The 18,607-nt window shown below is 67.4% G+C and carries 14 protein-coding genes; 10 read left to right on the top strand and 4 right to left on the bottom strand.

All coding sequences use genetic code 11. From position 1 onward, the window contains the following. Nucleotides 1–73 precede the first annotated feature (73 nt). The 9 genes from BO221_RS20970 to BO221_RS21010 all read left to right on the top strand — a co-directional run bounded on the left by BO221_RS20970 (nt 74) and on the right by BO221_RS21010 (nt 11,645). Nucleotides 74–301, top strand: coding sequence for a hypothetical protein (locus tag BO221_RS20970; RefSeq protein WP_073562241.1), 228 nt, complete (start codon nt 74–76; stop codon nt 299–301). After that, entirely contained in the window at nt 288–635 is a 348-nt protein-coding gene (locus BO221_RS20975; RefSeq protein WP_073562242.1) for a type II toxin-antitoxin system PemK/MazF family toxin, read from the top strand. The genes BO221_RS20970 and BO221_RS20975 overlap by 14 nt, the downstream gene beginning before the upstream one ends. Before the next feature lie 317 nt (nt 636–952). Next, nucleotides 953–1,663: an FHA domain-containing protein gene (locus BO221_RS54915; RefSeq protein ID WP_073562243.1), complete on the top strand. Its 711-nt coding sequence runs from the start codon at nt 953–955 to the stop codon at nt 1,661–1,663. A 20-nt stretch (nt 1,664–1,683) separates the two neighbouring features. Continuing rightward, complete coding sequence (locus BO221_RS20985) at nt 1,684–3,627, top strand: FHA domain-containing protein (RefSeq protein ID WP_158079889.1); 1,944 nt, start codon at nt 1,684–1,686, stop codon at nt 3,625–3,627. Further along, complete coding sequence (locus BO221_RS20990) at nt 3,624–4,868, top strand: protein phosphatase 2C domain-containing protein (protein WP_073562245.1); 1,245 nt, start codon at nt 3,624–3,626, stop codon at nt 4,866–4,868. The genes BO221_RS20985 and BO221_RS20990 overlap by 4 nt, the downstream gene beginning before the upstream one ends. Then, a complete protein-coding gene (locus BO221_RS20995; protein WP_073562246.1) occupies nt 4,868–7,045 on the top strand; it encodes a hypothetical protein in 2,178 nt (725 codons plus the stop codon). Before BO221_RS20990 ends, BO221_RS20995 begins: the two co-directional genes overlap by 1 nt. Then, entirely contained in the window at nt 7,046–9,121 is a 2,076-nt protein-coding gene (locus tag BO221_RS21000; protein WP_073562247.1) for a vWA domain-containing protein, read from the top strand. It begins immediately after the preceding gene. Between the two features lie 289 nt (nt 9,122–9,410). Next, nucleotides 9,411–9,764, top strand: a complete 354-nt coding sequence (locus BO221_RS21005; RefSeq protein WP_198956153.1) for a hypothetical protein — start codon at nt 9,411–9,413, stop codon at nt 9,762–9,764. Nucleotides 9,765–9,863: 99 nt separating this feature from the next. Then, nucleotides 9,864–11,645, top strand: coding sequence for a CBS domain-containing protein (locus tag BO221_RS21010; RefSeq protein WP_143195582.1), 1,782 nt, complete (start codon nt 9,864–9,866; stop codon nt 11,643–11,645). A 46-nt stretch (nt 11,646–11,691) separates the two neighbouring features. Here BO221_RS21010 and BO221_RS21015 read toward each other — a convergent pair whose 3' ends face one another. From BO221_RS21015 to BO221_RS21030, 4 genes are all read right to left on the bottom strand, one after another. Then, nucleotides 11,692–12,186: a serine/threonine protein kinase gene (locus BO221_RS21015; RefSeq protein ID WP_073562250.1), complete on the bottom strand. Its 495-nt coding sequence runs from the start codon at nt 12,184–12,186 to the stop codon at nt 11,692–11,694. 15 nt (nt 12,187–12,201) lie between these two features. After that, nucleotides 12,202–13,125 (bottom strand): DUF2381 family protein, encoded by a 924-nt coding sequence (locus tag BO221_RS21020; protein ID WP_073562363.1) that lies wholly within the window; start codon nt 13,123–13,125, stop codon nt 12,202–12,204. Between the two features lie 92 nt (nt 13,126–13,217). Further along, nucleotides 13,218–13,778 (bottom strand): hypothetical protein, encoded by a 561-nt coding sequence (locus BO221_RS21025; protein ID WP_073562251.1) that lies wholly within the window; start codon nt 13,776–13,778, stop codon nt 13,218–13,220. After that, nucleotides 13,775–15,145 carry an AAA family ATPase gene (locus BO221_RS21030; RefSeq protein ID WP_073562252.1) on the bottom strand — a complete coding sequence of 457 codons (1,371 nt, stop codon included), beginning with the start codon at nt 15,143–15,145 and terminating at the stop codon, nt 13,775–13,777. Before BO221_RS21030 ends, BO221_RS21025 begins: the two co-directional genes overlap by 4 nt. A gap of 236 nt (nt 15,146–15,381) precedes the next feature. Between BO221_RS21030 and BO221_RS21035 the strand changes: the two genes are divergently transcribed. Beyond that, on the top strand, nt 15,382–18,606 hold the full coding sequence (locus BO221_RS21035) for a tubulin-like doman-containing protein (protein WP_073562253.1): 3,225 nt from the start codon (nt 15,382–15,384) through the stop codon (nt 18,604–18,606). Nucleotide 18,607: the final 1 nt, after the last annotated feature.

The following is an 18,607-nucleotide window of genomic DNA, read 5'->3' on the forward strand; positions in this document are numbered from 1 at the left end:
TGCTTGGCTGGTCCTCGTGTAACCTTGCCATGGTGGAAGCCCATGCCCCACATTGGAGAGAAGAGGTGTTGCCATGAGCCAGACACTCACCGCCCAGGATCTCTGGCCGCTCGTCCAGAAGCTCCCTCACGACGAGCAGGTGCGTCTTGCGAAGCTCGCGCTCCGAGCCGCCGCGCAGAGCGGTTCCTCGGATGCGGTGGCCTATCGGGCCGCACCGCCACTGGTGGATGAGTTTTCCTCCCAGGAGGATCCGCTGGCATGGGAAGCGGAGGGATGGGAGGCGTTTGATGCGCCGCGGTGAAATCCGCTGGTACACGTTCGCGGCGCCCGACAAACGCCGTCCCGTTCTGCTTCTGACTCGCGATGGCGTCATCGGCGCGCTGAACGAGATCATCGTCGTTCCTGTCACACGCACGATTCGTGGAATCGCGACGGAGGTACTGCTGTCATCGTCCGATGACGGCATGCCGACCGACTGCGCCTTGAATTTCGACCACGTGAGCCTGGCGCAGCGTTCGCGTCTTGGCCCGGTGATCGTCACGCTGCAGCAGGCTCGATGGCTGGAAGTCGAAAGAGCGCTGCTCATTGCCTGTGGTTTCACCAGTTCCGAAGAGCAGTCAGCGCAGGGTCGGTGACGGGGCGAGGCGTGTCCGCCATACTTCCCCTACGACTCCCGGCTCCTCGCCGGGTGTCATAGGGGGGTAGATACATGGACGCACTGGCCGCTGTGTCGATGGGGCTCTGGGTGCTCGGCGCCAAGGCCGCCTGAACTCGCGCGAGCGGCCCGCTCCGGGGTCTGCAATCGTCCCCCCCCTCGTTCGTAGGGGTCTGGGGGCTCGTCCGGCTGGAGTTTCCTCCGGGGCGTGCCCTAGAGTCGTGACCGCCCCTCATGCGCTGTCCTTCCTGCCAGAACGAGAATGATGCCGGTGCCGCCTACTGCGATATGTGCGGTATGGACTTGGCGCCTCCCCGGCCCGCCCCCGGCCCCGTGAGCGCTCCCGCGCCGCAGCCGCCCCAGCCGGCCAACCCGCATCAGAAACGCCACACCGTCTTCGAGCCGGATCCGGCGGCGCCTCCGCCTCCGCCCGCTCCCCGGGGCGCTGACTTCTTCGCCAATCCGCCCCCGCCCCGGCCCACCTTCGACCCGCGCGATCCCTTCGCCGCCGCGTCCATTCCTCCCACCCGTCTGTCCGCGACGGCTCCGGCTTCGGCTCCCGCCGCCATGCCGCCGCCTCCTCCCGCGCCCGCTCCCGCCCCGGCCGCCGCCGCTCCGCGTCCCAAGGCCCGGACCATCGTGGACATGGGGGGCAGTGAGACCCCGGCCGCCACGGGGCTCGTGCGGGGCGCCCTCTTCGAGTACCGCGGACCCACCGACCCCGGACGCGTCCACCCGCTGCGCGCGGGACGCAACGTGCTCGGCCGCAACGCCGACTGCGACGTGATGCTCGACGACGGACGCGTGAGCGGCCAGCACGCCTTCCTCTTCATCCGCGCCGAGGATGCCTCGTTCATCGACGTCTCCAGCAACGGCTCCGTCGTCAATGGCGCCGTCGTCCACGGGGAGCAGATCGTCCTGCAGAACCAATCGGTGATCACCCTGGGCGGGACGACCCTCGTGCTCGTCATCGTCCCCGAGCAGCTGCTGTCCCGCCGCTCCCAGTGAGCGGACGAGGGGGGATGTCCATGCATCGCACTGTCACCATGCTCGCGGGCCTGCTCGCCGCGCTCCTCGTGGGCGCACCCGCGGTTGCCGCAGACAACGGGCTCACCGTGCTCGCTGCTCCTCCCGCGTCCAGCGGGCGGATGCGGCTCCAGGTCGAGGTCACCGACCCCGCCCTCCAGAAGGAGCTCCGGTCCTCGGGGGCCTCGCCGGATCGCTTCCGCGTCGCCGTGGATCAGGCCGGCGCTCAGGTGAAGGCCGTGGACCGCATGGCCGATTCCTCCCGGGAGCGCAGCTACACCGTCCTGGCCTTCGATCAGTCCAAATCGTTCGCCACGTCCTGGCCCCAGGCCTTCGATCTCGCGGAGGCGTATGCGGACGAGCTCGGCGCCCGGTCCGGCAACCACACCGTGGCGGTGATGACGTTCGGGAAGAGCAAATCCACCCACTGCGAGGAGACCACCGCCGCCGGGCTCCGGGCGTGTCTGGCGCGGGTCGAGGGGCGGGGCACGGACCAGCCCGTCACCCGGCTCAAGTTCTACATCCAGGAGGCGGTGCGCGAGGCCGCGCGCAAGCAGCCGCTGCCCCGAGGCGGCTCGCGCGAGGTCATCGTCTTCACCGATGCCGGCGAGGAGTCGCCCGCGCTCAAGGTGAAGGACCTCGCCCGCGATGCGCGCGAGCGGGGCGTGCGCATCCACGTGGTCGTCTTCAGTGCGAAGAGCGCGGGCAAGGGCATCGCGCAGCGGCTCGACGAGATGTCCCAGCTCGCCGAGGGCTCCGGCGGCCGTTACATCCAGGTGGGCGACGTCGATGCCCGGCAGGCCGTCACGGGGCTGGTGGGCGCGCTGGAGAACCTCTACTGGCTGGACGTGGCCTTCTGTGGCGTGAAGCCCGGGCAGACCTCGGACCGGCTCTCCGTCGAGGCGCTCGTGGGCCAGACCCCCACGGCCTGGAGCGCGCCGATTGACTTCCGCCAGAGGGCCGAGGGCACTGCCACCGCGGCCTGTCCGGGCACGGTCGTCATGGGCCCCTCGCAGGCGCAGTCCGGCACTTCGGCCCAGCCCGGCACGTCCGGGTCCGCGAATCCGCCGGGAGCCACGCCGGGGACGGGTTCTCCGACGCAGCCGGGCACGGTGACCGGTAGCCCTGGGACGGGGACGCAGCCCGGTGGTGCCCTGGGGACTCCCGGTGGCACGCAGCAGCCCGGCGGAGGTCCGGGTGCTCCCGGGGTGTCGGGGGGTCCGGCGGGGACTCCGGGAGCTGATGCGGCCCCGAGCGGATTGCCCTGGTGGCTGATCGCGCTCCTCATCGCGCTGGGCCTGCTCCTGCTGATCGCGCTCCTCGTGCTGCTGGCCCGGCGCCGTCCCGAGCAGGCCGCCGCTCCGGCGGAGAAGCCCGTGCCGCCCGTGGCCGCGCAGCCCGCCGCTCCGCCTCCCGCGGCCGAGCCTCCTCCCGCGCAGCCCGAGCCGCCTCCGGCCGCTCCCGCGGCGTGGAAGGACCCTTTCGCCACGCTGCCGGAGACGCGGCTGGTGGTGAGCAAGGGGCCTCCGGGGCTGGAGCCGTTCTACCGGGTGCACAAGTCCACGTTCACCATCGGGGCCCGGCAGGGCGAGATGGACCTCGCCGTCAACCTGCCCCAGCTCAGCGGCCACCACGCGACGGTGCAGCTCTTCAAGGGGGGCAATGTCTTCGTCAAGGACGAGCACTCCACCAATGGCACCTTCGTGGACGGGCGCCGCCTGAATCCGGGAGAGCGCGTCCAGGTGCGGCCCGGCCAGATCATCCGCCTGTCGCAGCACCTGGAGCTCACCCTGGTGCAGCCCGGGCTTCAGCCCGCCGAGCCTTCCTCACAGGTGCCCATCGCCGCGGCGCCACCCTCGGTGCCCGCTACCACCCCGCCGTCCGCCGAGGCCCCTCGGCCGAAGGCCAGGACCCTCTACGCACCCGCGAGGGGAGATGACGAATGAGCCTCCCGCTCTACATCCACGGGAGTTCCGACGTCGGGCGCCAGCGCTCGCAGAACGAGGACTCCTACCGCATCGGCGTCCAGCCGGACGGCTCCCGGCTGCTCGTCGTCTGTGACGGCATGGGCGGTCACGAGGCCGGTGAGGTGGCCAGCCAGGTGGCCAGCGATCGCCTCGTCGAGGTGCTCTCCACCAGCGCGCCTGACAATCCGCCTCGTGCCCTCTACGAGGCGTTCGTCGCGGCCAACCAGGCGGTGCTCGAGGCCGCGGGCACCCGAGGGGCTCCGGGCATGGGCACCACGGGCGTCATCGCCTGGGTGATGAGCTCGCGCTGCTACGTGGGCTGGGTGGGCGACAGCCGCCTCTACCAGTTCCGCGCGGGTGGGCTGATCGACCGCACGCGGGACCACACGCGTGTGGCGCAGATGGTCGCCCACGGCATCCTCACGGCCGACGAGGCCCGGAACCACCCCGACTCGCACGTGCTCGTGCAGGCGCTGGGGGGCAGCCCGGGCGTGCAGAAGAGCTTCAAGCCCGAGGTGTGGACGGAGCCGCTGGAGCTGCGCTCGGGCGACGTGGTGCTGCTGTGCAGCGACGGGCTGTACGACTTCATCGAGGACCACGAGCTGTACCCGCTCATCGAGGGGCGGGACTACCAGGACGCGGTGACGCGGCTCATCCAGACGGCCAACGAGCGCGGGGGGGCCGACAACATCACGGTCATCCTGCTCGTGGCGGGACAGCCCGAGGTGCCGCGCAGGGTGACGGTTCCCCAGGAGGCCCGGCGCGAGACGCTCCCGGATGGCATGCCGATGCTCGCGCCCGTGCCCACTCCCGAGCCCACGGTGCACGCCCCGCCGGTGGAACCGGCCTCACCGGTGCCCGCGCCTCGGAGGCGGGAGCCCACGGTTCCGGTGATGCCCGCGGCTCCGGCCGAAGCCGTGCCATCGGGGAACGCCGGGCGCCGTGTTCCCCTGTGGTGGCTGCTCGCGACGGGCATCCTGACCATGGGCGTGGGCATCGCCCTGGGGCTGGGGGCCGGTAACACGCCGTCGACACCCTCGGCACCGCCGCCGCCAGCGCCTGTTCAAAGCACCTCCCCCGTGGTGGAGGTGGATGGTGGAACGGAGCAGGACGCGGGTGTCGCCCAATCCGGACCTCCCGAGGGAATGGGGACGCCTCACACCACCCCGGGAGCGGCTCCTCCCGGGAGCTCCCAGGTCACGGAATCCGGAGGAAAGTGATGCTGCGCGCGCTCGCGGCGCTGTTCGCCCTCGTGCCGCTCCTGTGGGCCGTGCCAGCCGGAGCGCAGGCCGGGGAGACCTACTGTGTCGGAGGGTACGAGGGGACTCCGCCGAAGGTGCTGGCCGCGTGCGACATGCCGGACGTGCGCCGGATGCACGAGGACTGGCACTACCACAACTGGGTCACCAACGGTCAGGAGTGCTTCGTCTGCTACGACGAGGAGGACTCCACCTGCGAGACGAAGTTCCTCCGGCGCAACCGTGGCACCTGGCGGCGTACGGATCCGTACGAGTGCGCGCGGCTCTACGGGGAGAAACACGGCGCTGGCAACGTGGTGGAGCACGTCATCAACGGCGAGCCCGTCACGCCCGGTGCACCGCCTCCACCGATGCAGCTCGAGGCCCGGGTGGAGCGCATCTCCCCTGGCCCCTACACCGCCGGGGACAAGGTGACGGTGGTGGGCGCGGTCCGCGACGAGAGCGGAGCGCCACGCCCTCTCGCCGGCGGAACCTTCCGCGTCACCGACGCGAGCGGCAAGACCTCCGAGCACGCGGGGACCATGGCGCCGGATGGCACCGTGTCGGCCGGGTTCTCGCTCCCCGCCTCCGACTCCGTCCGCATCGAGTTCATCCCCAAGCTGCCGTCCCTCGGACGGAACGAGAAGCTCCGCGCGGCGGCCTCCGAGGCCCAGAACCTGAAGGTGGAGGTCTGCGGCTTCCGGGCGCGCGTGGTGCAGCCCACGGCGCACGAGGCGCTCGTGTCGGGACAGGCCATCGCGCTGAGCGCCCGTCTTTTCGATGTGACAGACAAGGTGCCGGTGACCTCGCCGCCCGCGGGACTCTCGCTGGAGTTCACCGTACAGGTGGACGGAGAGAAGCCTCAGGTGTTGCGCGCGGACGGCGCGCTCTCGGCTTCGTGGACACCGCCCGCGTCCCCCAAGCCGCGCGAGGTGCGGTTCAGCGCGGGTGGGCGCACGGGCGAACGCGTGGTGTGCCCGGCGGGCGAGGTTTCCGCCACGGTGAGTGACCTGGGGCTCGGCTTCGACACCTCCGAGCTGCCGCGCACCTGCTACGTCGGGCTTCCCTGCAAGGGCACGGTGCGGCTCATCCGCCCGGAGCCGGGGACGAGCCGGCAGCAGGTGGACGCGCTGCTCGCGAATCCCAAGGTGGAGGCCCGCGTGGTGGACACGGGCGAGGAGCGCTACCGGGGGCCGCCGCGAGTGGATGACCGGTACGAGTTCTCCGCCACCTACGGCGAGCCTGGAGCCGCGAGCTGGTCCATTGTGTTCCAGACGCCGAAGGGGCCGGTGTCCATGCCCACGCACGAGGTGCGGGTGAGTCCCCAGCTCGAGTTGAAGCTGCCAGCGGAGCTGGACTTCGGCACCGTGGCCGCGGGCGCCTCCGTGGCGGCGGCCTGCCAGAAGCTCGACTTCAGCGGCTCGCGGGGGGCGGAGGAACACAGCTGGGAGCTGCGCGCCGAGGGGCTCGGCGGCTGCCAGTCGCGTCCGGTGCTCCTTCTCCGCAATGCGCTGGGGCAGGCGGATACGCACGGACTGGAGTCCTCGCTGAACATCGAGGCGTTGGATCCCAAGAACCGGTGGCTCGACATCTGCCTGGAGGTGCCGCGCTGTGCCGGGGAGGTGTCACCGGACTCGGCCGTGCTGCGCGTGGTGCCGCGGACTCCCGAGTTCAAGGCGCAGGAGAAGACGGTGCGCCTGCGCTGGAAGGTGGAGGGCCGGGGTTTTTTGGGCTGCCATGGCGCGTGGGTGTGGCCCACGCTGGCGCTGCTCGGCTTCGGGCTGGTGGTCGCCGGTTTCACGCAGCCCGCGCGCTTCCCGCCCGGAGCGTCCATCCGCGTGGCCGGGAGCGAGCGAGGCATGCGCCAATCGGCCGCCATCCTCCTGCAGTCTTGTCCTGGCAGCAGTCCGGGTTTCTTCCGTGACGCCCGTCTGGGCCTGAACGGGGACGGCGAGGTGAATGGCCGGACCCGGAACGCGGTCATCGTCCTGCGCGCTACCCGGGGAGCCGGGGTGGTGCTGATGGGCCTGGGACCCCTGGAGCAGCAGGACCGCCGCACGCTCCAGTGGGAGCCGGTGACGGACCTGGCGCAGGGGCATGTTCCTTCTCCCTCGGTGCTGTACCGGGCTGGGGGCACGTACTTCAAGGTGGAGCTCTAGATGATGCTCGCGCAACTCGTCCTGCCCCTGCTCCTCACCGGTGCAGCGGGCGGGGGCAACGAGATCGTCCTCATCCTCGACAACTCCTGCTCCATGGGCATGGAGTCCCGGGACGACCAGGGCCGCCGGTATCCGCCCAATGATCCCGAGCGTGCCGCGGTGCTCGGGACGCTCATCGTCGAGGGCCTGGCGCGAGGCTCGGCCGACCGCATGGGGGTGCTGGCTTTTGGTGACAGCGAGCGGGACCCGCCTCGTCCGGCCCAGGACGCGGACGCCATCCGTGCGCTGCCCTATTCACAGGGCACCTTCTACAAGCGCCCGCTGGAGGAAGCGGGGAACCGGCTGCGGAGTTCGACGCTGCCGCACCGGCTGTTCCTCTTCTTCACGGATGGTGCCCCGCAGGATCTGAGGGACCCCTCCGAGGGCCCCCGGGCACTGGGGGTCTCCGAGGGAGCGGATTTCGAGACGCTGGTCATCGGGCTCTTCGGCAGTGAGGAAATCCGCCAGACGGGTGAGCAATTCCTCCGGCCGTTGGTGCGCAATCCGCAGGATCTGGTCTTCGTCCAGAAGCCGCGCGAGGTGATTGACGCCTTCACGCGAGGCTATGCCCGGGTGCTCGGCTCGAGGCCGGAGACGGGCTCGCTGTCGCCCGGCGAATCGAAGACGTTCGCGGTGGGCAAGTACGTGGTGGAGGTGCTGGTGGCCACGGCGTCTGCCTCGCCCGGTCCCGCGTACACGGCGAAGCTGGAGGGTCCCCAGGGCAACGCTCCGGCGCAGGCCTCGGGGGACAATGGCTGTCCGCCCGGTATCCGTTACGGAGGCGCGCCGAAGCTGTGCCAGCCGCCGCATCGCCATTACCAGGTGTTCCGCGCGCCCAACTCGCCGGACCAGCCGAGCCGCTGGACGCTGTCACTGCCGAAGGGCTCGGGTGACATCGATTACGGCCTCATCCTTCGTTACGACCTGGAGGCCTCGCTGGCGGTGCCGGCGACGGCCCGGGTGGGGGAGCCGGTGCGGCTGGACGCGCGGCTGCTCTTCCGGGGGAAGACCTTCGACGACGAGTCCTTCTTCCAGGCGGACGGCTTCGCGGCCGTGGCCACGGTCGAGGGCCAGGAGGTGCCACTGCGTCACGAAGGGGGAGGGCGCTTCGTGGCGGACTGGACGCCTTCTCAGTTGTCACAGGATGGCGCGCCCACGCCCGTGCAGGTGACGTTCCGCAATGCGTGGATGGAGCAGCGCGCGCGCCGGACGGTGCAGGTGGAGGGTTTCCTCGACTTCGCCCTGGCGCCCAACCCGGCTTCCATCGACCTCGGCCACTGGCGGGGCGAGCGAGGCGAGACGCGCCGGTGTGTCACGGTGGACCTGTCCCGCTCCACGAACGCGGACCGGGTGCCCATCACCTGTACCGCGCAGGGGACCATCACGGAGGGCGTGCTGAGCTGTGGTCCCGTGGCGGGCTCGGAGGCGGACCTGGGCAATGGGCGCAAGGGACAGCCGCTCGAGTATGAGGTCTGCTTCGTCGCGGAGGGATGCTGTGGCCAGATGGCTCCGGAGGGGCTCGGGGTGCGCTTTTCCGCGACGCATCCACATTACGCCGCCTCGGCGGTGACGGTCCCGGCAGTGGTGAAGGTGGACGAGACGGGCTTTCTGCGCTGCTGGTGGCCCTGGCTCGCGTTCGCGGCGGGAATGCTTGGCTTTGGCTGGATCGTCGCGGGCTTCGTGCGGCCGCATGACTTCGATCCGGCGGCCAGCGTCTACGTGGCGGGCTCGGAGATGGGGCTCAAGCGGGCCTCGGCGCTCACGTTGCGCGAAACGCCTGGGGGTACCCGGGGCTTCTACCGGAACGCGCGGATGTGCCTGAACGCGGGGGGCGACTTCGTGCGCTCTCCGCGTGCGGCGGTGCTCGTCCTGGAGGCGGGGCCGGGGGGCTCCACGCGCTTCGTCACCGCCGCGGGACTGGAGCGCAAGGTGCAGCGCACCGGGAAGTGGGAGCCCGTGCCGGCCGAGGAACTGGCCATCGGATACACGCCCAACACGGTGTACCGGGTGGGCAGCCTGTACCTGAAGTGGAGCTGAGTGCCGAGGTCCCGATTTGGGACTGCCTGTCTGTGATTCTGGCATGACCAACCCCGCTGTTTGCTCCCTGACTCATGGCCTGGGAGCCACAGCGGCGCATGGGTCTTGCGTGACAGAGTTGATGGATCAGGAATCACAAGGCCGAAGTGGCACTTGGAACGGTCGTCATCGTCGCTGGTGTTGCCTTTGTCATTACAACAGGTGGTTCTGGTGCTCTGATTCTGGCTCCTCTTGCACTCTGAGCTATGCGCCAATGACCTATAATCCAGAATTTGATGTTGAATCAGTGATGAAGACGCTCGGCTCCGTGAGCGACAGGTACCCGAAAGGTTCGCCGGAAGAAGAAGCTCTTCGAATCGCTGCGGTGTCGCTGCTCTATGTCCGAGACATCGACAAGCTGGAGGACTACCGCAACTACTTCCGGGAGTTTATCGCTGGCAAGCCACTGACCATTTCTCACGCATTCGCGACGAGAGAAGACGCGGATGCGGTGCTCGCCAGTGGTGTGGTCGATTATGGCGCGCTCGTCACCATCGCAGGCCAGGGGTTCACCGTGGTCAGGGGAGTGAAAGGGTGGAGATTCCACCGGACGCGTCTGCCAGACGAGCTTGACCTCCCTCCAGGCAAGCCAGACCCCAAGTAGGCGCCAGGCCACTCTTCGAGTGTGAGGGCCGTGTGATACCCTGAGCCATCGCCGCGTGCAGTGGCCCCTGGAGGGGTCCTGAAGCGGGGGGGCCGCTCGATGGGGAACCAACCCGAGATCGTTCGTCTTCGTGTCCTCTCCCAGGGACGGGAGCAGCGCGAGGTTCGCGCCTGGCGCGTCGGTCCAGGCATCTATCTGACTGCCACCTCCCACCTGCTGGGGCCCCAGCCGGGGGAAACGCGCCGAGTTGTGCTCCAGGGCGCGGGTCACCCGAAGCAGGTGCTCGTCGTGGAGTCGGATGACGATTCCAACCTGACGCTGTTGGCACCCGAGGTGGAGGGGGCAGGGGACAGCGAGGGTACCGGGAGCGCGGCCCTCAAGGTCGAGGTGTTGGATGGCTCGGGGGACGAGGAGCCGGAGTGGCCGCTGCTGGCGGATGCTCCCTCGGACGTCTCGAATTGCACCGTGCTCCTGTCCTCCGAACACAAAGGGCAGCGGGTGCTGGGCCGGCTTACCCCCAAGGGAGATGCCCTCGAGGTGACCACCAGCCCGGACTCTGGCGTTGATGTTCTCGAACTGATCGGCTGCCCCGTGCTTCAAGGTGGCAAGGTCGTGGGGCTCGTCACCCAGCGGACGCGGACCGAGGGCATGGTGCTCGCCGTCACGGCTTCGACCATCCTCCCGCTCTGGCGGCAGCGGTGCGGCGCCGGGCCACAGGGCTGGCGGCAGCAGAGCTTCGCCTACGGGACCATCAAGCTGTTCCTGGCGGCCATCGCGGACGCGGTGGCCTGGAAGCGGGAACTGTCCTCCGTGGACCCTCGGCTGGAGCCGGGATTCGGGGCGTACCAACTCTCGCTGGCCCAGTCCCAGCAGACGCCGCTGGTCCTCTTCCTGTTGCGCTGCCTGTTGGGGCCGCTCGCCTCGGTGCTCCTGTTCAACCTGTCCATCGCCGGCGCGCTCCTGTATTACCCCGGGCTGATCTCCACCGGTCTGCTGGACGTCCTGTCTCAGCGGCTCGTGATGAGCTACTGCGTCGCGATGGTGGGAGCGCTGGGGCTGAGCGTGCTCACGGGCGTGGGGGCCGCGGTGGGCTCGGCGACGCTGGGCGGGCTGGTGGGAGGCGTCGCGGTGCTCGCCACGATGCCGTTCATGGAAAACCCCTGGACCGCCATGGGCATCACCGCGGGCACCATGTGCGGGACGGCGTGTGGGGTGCTGTGGATGCAGCGGGTGGACGTCCGGGTCAAGCCCACCCGGGGGCAGCTCCTGGCGGTGGGGTGGGGCGTGCTGGAGAGCCTCGTCCTGTTCGTCACGCTGGGGCTCATCGGCCTGGAGTTCTCCAACGCCCGGCTCTCCTGGGGCGCCGAACGGGAGAAGGCCCTGGGAGCCGTGCTCGGCCTGCTGCTCGTGGCTCCTGGCCTCCTGGCGTTCTTCCTGCGGCGGCGGCAGGCGCCGGGGGAGTGGTTCGGCACCGTCCTGTTGGGCATGGCCGCGGTCTTTGCCTCCCTTGGCGTCATCCTGCATCCCCTCCTCGTCAGACCCCAGCCCGAGAGCCTCATGTTCGGGGCGACCGTGGGCGTGCTGACGGGGCTCGGCCTGTGCGGCATCTTCAGCCTGATGCACGCGCTGGCGGAGAGCTTCGGCGCGGGACCCTGGAGCGATGCCGCACCGTTGCTGGGCACCTGCCTCTTGCTGCCGCTGGTGCTCCTCGCCTTCGCGGGGTCGGCGGGGATGGCCCTGTCTCGCTTCTCCGGCTTTCTGCTCGGCAGTGGTCTGCTGAGCTTCGTGTTGATGATCGCCCGCCAGTGGGTGCCGGTACCGGCGCGTTACGTTGGCGCCGGGCAGCGCAAGTCAGGGATCGGCGTGGATCCGGGCCAGTAGGTTCTCCGAGGATGAGGCAGTGCCTGCACGGACAAACCCTGGCTGTTTACCGGAACGATTCGACGACGAACGCAGAGGCGACGGAGGCATTGAGAATGGCCGTCCCTGGTTTCGACTCGGGGCGCTTCCTGAACTGGCCATCTCCAAGTCGAGCCACGGCGCAGATGGGGACCTTGTCGCCGTCCAGTGGATGCGCCTCATAGTACCGGATGACAACCTGCGGCCCGCCCGTCCAGACCCATCCGTACAAGCGGGCGGGAGCTTCGATCGTACCGAAATCGTCCTGCAACACGCTCTCGATCGGCCCGTCGTAGATCGTGATGGGCCACGCCCCCATCTGGTTGGCATCAAGTTCCACGAGTGCCGCGTCCCCGACATGCAACTTCAGATACCGCATGACTTCGAGTGCCTTCGCCGAGCACGCCTCCGGGCCAGGAGTGCCATCCGGGCGCAGCGTTACGCCACCGGGCGTCGTGGTGCATCCGGAGGACGGAAGAAGTACGAGTGCAGAACAGAAGAGAAACAACTTCATCGTGGGCATGATCGCCGTTCCTGATTAGCGAATGAGGCGGCGGTCCAACAAGATGGCTACTTGCCGGAGCCCGTCGCCTCGGAAGATCTCCAGAGTCAAATCAACGAGGCCCTCTTGCGAGACAAAAGCACTCTTGTCCGCCACGACGGCGAGAGCGCCTGTCGCACCAGGAATGATTTCGGATGGAGTCATCCGGAGCGCGAACGGCCTGGTCGTACGCGAGGTCAAGTCAGTGGTCAGCCGAGTCTCTCCGAGTGTCCAGGGCTCGTCGGAGTACGTGTTGGTGAGGTTGACCAGGACCGCGGCTTTCCCCTTCCCCGAGAAGAGCTTGATCACCATGTTGGTATCTCCATCCTTGAGGGTGAGGGTCTTCTCCAGGCGAAAGGGCACCGCTTTCACCGCGCCATTGGCCAGAAGCGTGGCGTAGGCGTGGTCAATCGAGTTCTCCTCTTTGCGGTAACGCTCGTTCTCCTCGCGGAGCTTTCGCTCTCTATCTAGGGCGCGATACAGGGATGAGAGCACCGCGTCGTACCCCTCGCGGTTTTCGAACACGTTCACCTGTTGGTCCACCTGGCGGTCGCTGTAGGCCTGCTGGTGTGCGGTCACGATGAATGGAAGTTCCGTCCCATCCGTGAGCGTCACCTGGAGCAGGAACCGGTCGCTCGGCGAGAGATCGCGCAGTGGGTACAGCAGCACGAACCTGTCGCGGCAGATCAGGGACTCGAAGTGCCCCTTCCATCCCAGCATGCTCGTCCGCGCGGGGTCACAGTCCTTCTCCAATCGGAGAACGGTCGCCGTCTGGCCACCGACGTACACCTTGGGGGCCTCGGTCCTTGGATGCTCCGAGAGGATGATGGTCCGCTCCGTGGGCGCGCATACCTGGGGAATGGCCTCGGATGCCACGAGGACGAGCAGCAGGGGGAACCGGAAAAGTAGTGGATGACGCATGGCGCGACTGAACCTAACAGGACAGGCTGCGGAGGACCACAAGCCTCGCACTTCCTCCTCCCCTGGCGCACCGTGGCTGGGCGTCTCGTTACTCAGGGAGCTACGCCTGGGCTGGGTGGAACATCGGCGGGCCCCGGTGAGCCGCTCGGGGCGGCAGGGGGTGGCTTCACCCGCCGGGAATCAGCGAGGTTAGGGCGGAGATCCACCGTTTTACCTAGGGCACCGAAGTGGTAGCGGAACTCCAAGCCTCGCTGTTGCCACGCCTCCTTGATGCGCGCCTTTACGTCCATCATCACGGAGCGCCCGACGACTGCCACTGCGCAGACCCGGCTTTCCCCTCCCTGACATTGGGGATCGATCTGCGTCCAGACTCGTTTGAAGGCGTTCTCAAGTTGCGCCTCCGCAGCTTCGTAGTCACTACCCTTCAGCTCGACGAAGAGGAGCACGGGCTTGGGTGCGGCAGGGCCTCGGTAGAAGAAAACCAAGTCACAGGCCTTGACTCCTGGCTGCCCATCCCTGAATGCGTTCGAGTCCGTCCGGAACATCAGCACGGTCTCCTTGCCTTCGGGTAAGAGACGCACTGTGATGCCCTCTTCCGAGAACTCGTGCTCCCCAGGCATCAAGCACTGCCACAAGAGCCGATCGAACTTCACGTGTCTTCCTCGGAGGATCTCAGGATGTCGCTATAGAGGTTAGTGATGTGCTCGCTCACTCGGCTAAAGGTCGACCAATCGATCAGGCCTGTTTGTCGATTCAATACTTCTCGGACGGTGACTTCTCCTTCGGGAGATTCCTCCTGGAATGCATGGACTGCAACCTTCTCAGGAGAGATAAAACTTGAGGGGGTTTTCAGCGTGAACTTCTGGGCCAGTTCCTCTCGCTTTTCGGCTGCAGCGCGCGAGGCCTCCATCAGGTTGTTCAAGTGGTCAACTACATAGGGACTGTGCGTCGTGAGTACCACTCTGACACCTGCGTTCACGAGTGCCGCGATGAACTCCGTTAGAGCGACCTGCGCCTGGGGATGAGCGTTCATTTCTAATTCATCAATAATGAGCGTATCATCCGGTTGGAAGAATCGTTCGATGTAAATGGATAGACCTGCCACTGCCCGGCTTAGCGATGCTGCCACTTGAAGCGGAACCTCAGCATTTCCTGTTCGGAAGACCAAACGCTTTTGGTCTTGAATCGACACGTACGCGATTTCTCCTCCCAACACTTTCTTCAAGAGCGCAGAGAGATGCGATTGAGAAGAATTCATCAGGCCCACGGGGGCCGTTGCCTGGGCGATTCCAAGAAATCGTGCAAATTCCACGACGGGAAATGGAATCTCTATCTTGTCGGATACTGTGATTAATGGCCAGATTGGGAGGATTCCGTTGCGCTCCGCAGGAAAAACGATGACATGTTCAATGCGATTCCAAAACTGAGAGTGCAACATCTCGAAAACTTTCTGCTCAGTCCATGTCTCGTTTATGCGGCTGGTGAGCACGCTTGAATCTTCTGTTTTTCCGTCTTCCAGCGTTCGTCGGCGATTTGTTTTGATCTCGAGTCGATTCAAGGATTTTTCGAAAACGAGTTCAAAAGACAAGATTGAAGTTGCCAATTCGGTGGGGGAGAGTCTGAGGCTGGCAGATGCCTTGGATTTGCCCTGATTTCTCACGCCGAGTAAGCGATAGATCGACTCGTGATCCATCACATGGATGAAATCATAATCGGTATCTTCGTGTAAAACATTGATCACGTATTCCAGCCGTGAGGGGGTCGGCTCTGCGTTCAATGCGGCGATGAAGGGCTTTACTGCCTCCTTCAGCCGTGCTCGCGTAGTGTCCGTTACTTCCTCGCCTGGCTCACCAACGAAATTTATGCCCGTCAGTTTCTTGGAGAGGAACTGCAGGAGCCCGTACATCGCGTAAGCGGTCCAGGTCTTATTGGTGTTGTTGGGCCCAATGAGCACAGTGAGCGGACGCACGTCGATTTCCGCGCGCTGGATGCGGCCGAGCTTTTCGATCTTCAGCTTCAAGTTGCCCTCACTTCTGAAGTCATCGCGCCTGGACAGGGGCGCGGAGGTAGGACCATAGGCGAGATACCGGGCCTCTTCGAAGGATTCTCGGCACTCCCCGACACCTCCCAGAGTACGACTCCCGGTGCAACGCCTCCCTTCAGAGGGTGCTGTCCTCGACTCCCGCCCCCGACGCGACGTGCTATATCGGGCACGGACTCTCTACATGCAGTGGAGATGACGCGGAGGGGGATGTCTTGGGGCTGCTCGCGACGGAGAAGTTCAACCCCACCTTGTTCGTGGGACTCGGTGGTAACGGCGGGAAGATCGTCCAGCTGCTCGCCGGCCGGTTGCGCCGCCATCCCAACTGGGAGCGCATCAAGTCGATGACCCATTTCGTGGCCATCGACACCAACAAGGACGACCTCGACAAGCTCAAGGACGTCCCGGTCGAGAACCGTTTCCTCATCTCCGCCTTCGACGCGCGCGCCTACATCGAGCGCAAGCGCGGCCAGCGCGAGCTCCAGGAGGACAAGCTCGTCACCCAGTGGGTCCCCTCCACCTACCAGTTCCGCTCCACCCAGGGCGCCGGCGCCGGGCAGATCCGCATGGAGAGCCGCCTGCGCCTCTACTACAACCTCGAGGAGGACCGCCGCGGCATCCGCAAGGCCCTCCAGAAGCTGCTCGACGAGTCCACCCGCCGCGAGAACCCCTGGCGCGACAACGAGAACCGCGTCGTGCGCGTCATGCTCTACGGCTCCGTGGCTGGCGGCACCGGCTCGGGTGGCTTCCTGCCCATGGCCTACCTGCTGCGGCGCATGGTGCTCGACGCGGGCTGGGGCCGCCCCAACGTCACCGGCGTGCTCACCCTGCCCACCGCCTTCCTCGACAAGGTGAAGCCCCAGCTCCACCCGGACATCCTCGCCAACGGCTATGCCGCCCTCAAGGAGCTGGAGTTCCTCAACCGCCAGCTCGACTACGCCGGGGGCTCTGGTGAAATCGAGCTCCACTACGACCCGGGCAGCCAGGACCGCGACCGCCAGAACGTCGGCGAGCGCCCCTTCACGCTCACCTACCTCATCGACCGGCCCGACCAGCTCTCCATCGAGAAGTACGAGAACGCGGTGGCCGATGCCTGCTACCTGCAGATCTTCTCGCCGCTGCTCGGCGCGCAGGCCGGGGAGTACGACAACTACGAGAAGCACCAGAAGAAGCTCGCCCTGGGCCACTTCTCCGTGCACTACGGTTCGTTCGGCACCGCGCTGCTCCAATTGCCCCGCCGCGACATCCTCAAGTACGCGGGCCTGCGCTACGTGGCGAGCGCCTTCCGGCAGTTCCTCTGCTTCGGCGCGGACCACCCGGACTTCCAGGTGCCCTATGGCGACCCGGCCTTCCAGCGGCTGGAGCCCAACGAGAAGAACCGCCGCATCGATGAGAAGTTCAAGGGCTACGTGGCCTTCCGCGCCTCCGACGAGGAGCGCCGCGACGAGAAGGGCCAGTTCTACGGAATCCAGCAGCAGATTGGTAAGGGCGGGAAGAACCTGGCCGAGGCCTTCCGCGAGAAGCTGGAGGCCATCTTCGGCCGGCTGGACGAGCAGATCGACATCCCGGACGTGGAGAAGCAGTCCATCAACCCGGGCAACCCGTCGCTGAGCCGGGCCATCGCGGTGCTGCGGCGGGCCAAGGACGAGTCGCGCGCCCGCGTGTGCGGCGAGTACCTCGAGGCCCAGCGCGGTGACGTGCGCACCGGCCGCTTCTTCGAGTCCTTCTTCAAGGAGTACGAGGTCAACCCCATCGCCCAGCGGCTCTTCCTCGTGCGCCTGCTGGAGCAGTCCTTCGTCGTCCCCTTCAAGGACCCGGAGGAGGGCGCCTACCTCAAGGCCGAGGGCGCGCCGCCCGACCTGGACAGCCCGGAGCTGCGCCAGGACATCGCCCGGCTGGACTCGGAGATGACGAAGCAGGCGCAGCCCGGCTTCTTCCAGAGCCTCACGGACCGGGACAACAAGGCCTTCGCCGCCGCCAAGCTGCGCGCCGTGGCCAAGGTGGAGAGCTGGGCCAACGAGTTCCGCGACGAGATCAAGCGCTTCTTCTGGAAGTCCTTCGAGAGCGAGCTGCGCAAGGACGCCGAGGCCCGGCTGGAGTCGTTCCGCAAGGTGGCCCAGGTGGCCGACGAGCGCGCCCGCGACGCCGAGTCCCAGGCCGAGCGCTTCCGCAAGGATCCGGCCGCGGTGGACGTGGGCTCGGACGTGGCCCAGTACTACCTGGACGCCGAGGTGCTCCGCGATGACCGGCGCCGCGAGCGGCTGTGGAAGGAGTTCTACAGCCACAAGCTCGACAGCGACGCGAACTTCCGCGTGGCCGACATCTTCGACTCCGTCACCGAGGCCTTCACCCCGGTGCGCGACCCGAGCGGCCAGCTGCGCGCCCGTGACGCGAACGAGATCGTCCAGCACGTGCGCGGCAAGCTGGAGACCCAGGCCCTGCAGGTGTACGGCCGGGTGATGGAGGAGATGGGGCTGGACCTGGCCACGGGCCTGGACCTGGAGCAGCGCTACATCGCCCTGCACAAGGCCGGGAAGGACCTGGAGGAGCTGCGCCGCAAGGGCAAGCTGGAGGACGAGCTGCGCGCCGTGTCCGCCACCGAGGTGCGCCGTGGCATCGAGGATCGGCTCAAGCGCCTGTCCGACGAGTGCGTGCTGCTGGCCCATATCGACGCCACACGCCGCGATGACCCCACGGTGACGCCCGCGGATGTCTTCTACGCCGGCCTGCACGACAAGTACGCCAGTGACGAGGAGGGCTCGCTCTGGAGCGTCCTCAAGGGCGTGGTGTCCGGCACCAACCGCGTGGCGGGCTGGGAGGAGCGCGACTCGCTGGTGCTCTACCGCGCGCTGCTCGGCGTGCCCGTGTATTGGTTCAAGAACGTCCAGTCCGATCTGTACTCCGGCTACAAGCGCGTGCGCGACGACAAGAACCGCACCTACCCGCTGCACATCGAGGCGACGTGGGAGTCCTCGCCGGGCCTGCCGGACCTGGATCCCGTGGAGCTCAAGCGCGCCGAGGAGCGCCGCACCGCCGAGCGTTCCGCTCAGGCCACCCGCGAGGCCCGCGACTCCCGCCTGCGCGCCTTCACCCTGTGCGCCCTGTTCGGTGGCATCTCGCGCGACGAGGAGGGCTACCACTGGAGCTTCGCCGGCACGAAGAACAAGCTGGCGCCGGATCGGGCGCGTGCCTTCGAGGCCTTCGAGGCCCTGGACCCCGTGCTCCGCGGAGACCTGGAGAAGAACGCCCGCGACTCGTGGACGGCCGCGACGGCGGAGCGGTCCTCGCGCGGCAAGCTGCTGGAGGAGGTGCAGGCCCACCAGCGCCGCCTCACCGAGTCCTACGCGCGCGCCGTCTCCGAGCAGAAGGACGCCGAGCGCCGCTTCCTCCAGGACGAGCGCAACGTGGTGGAGGCGCTCGCCGCCGAACTGAGGAGCTAGC

This window comes from Archangium sp. Cb G35, from assembly GCF_001896145.1.
GTDB lineage: Bacteria > Myxococcota > Myxococcia > Myxococcales > Myxococcaceae > Archangium > Archangium violaceum.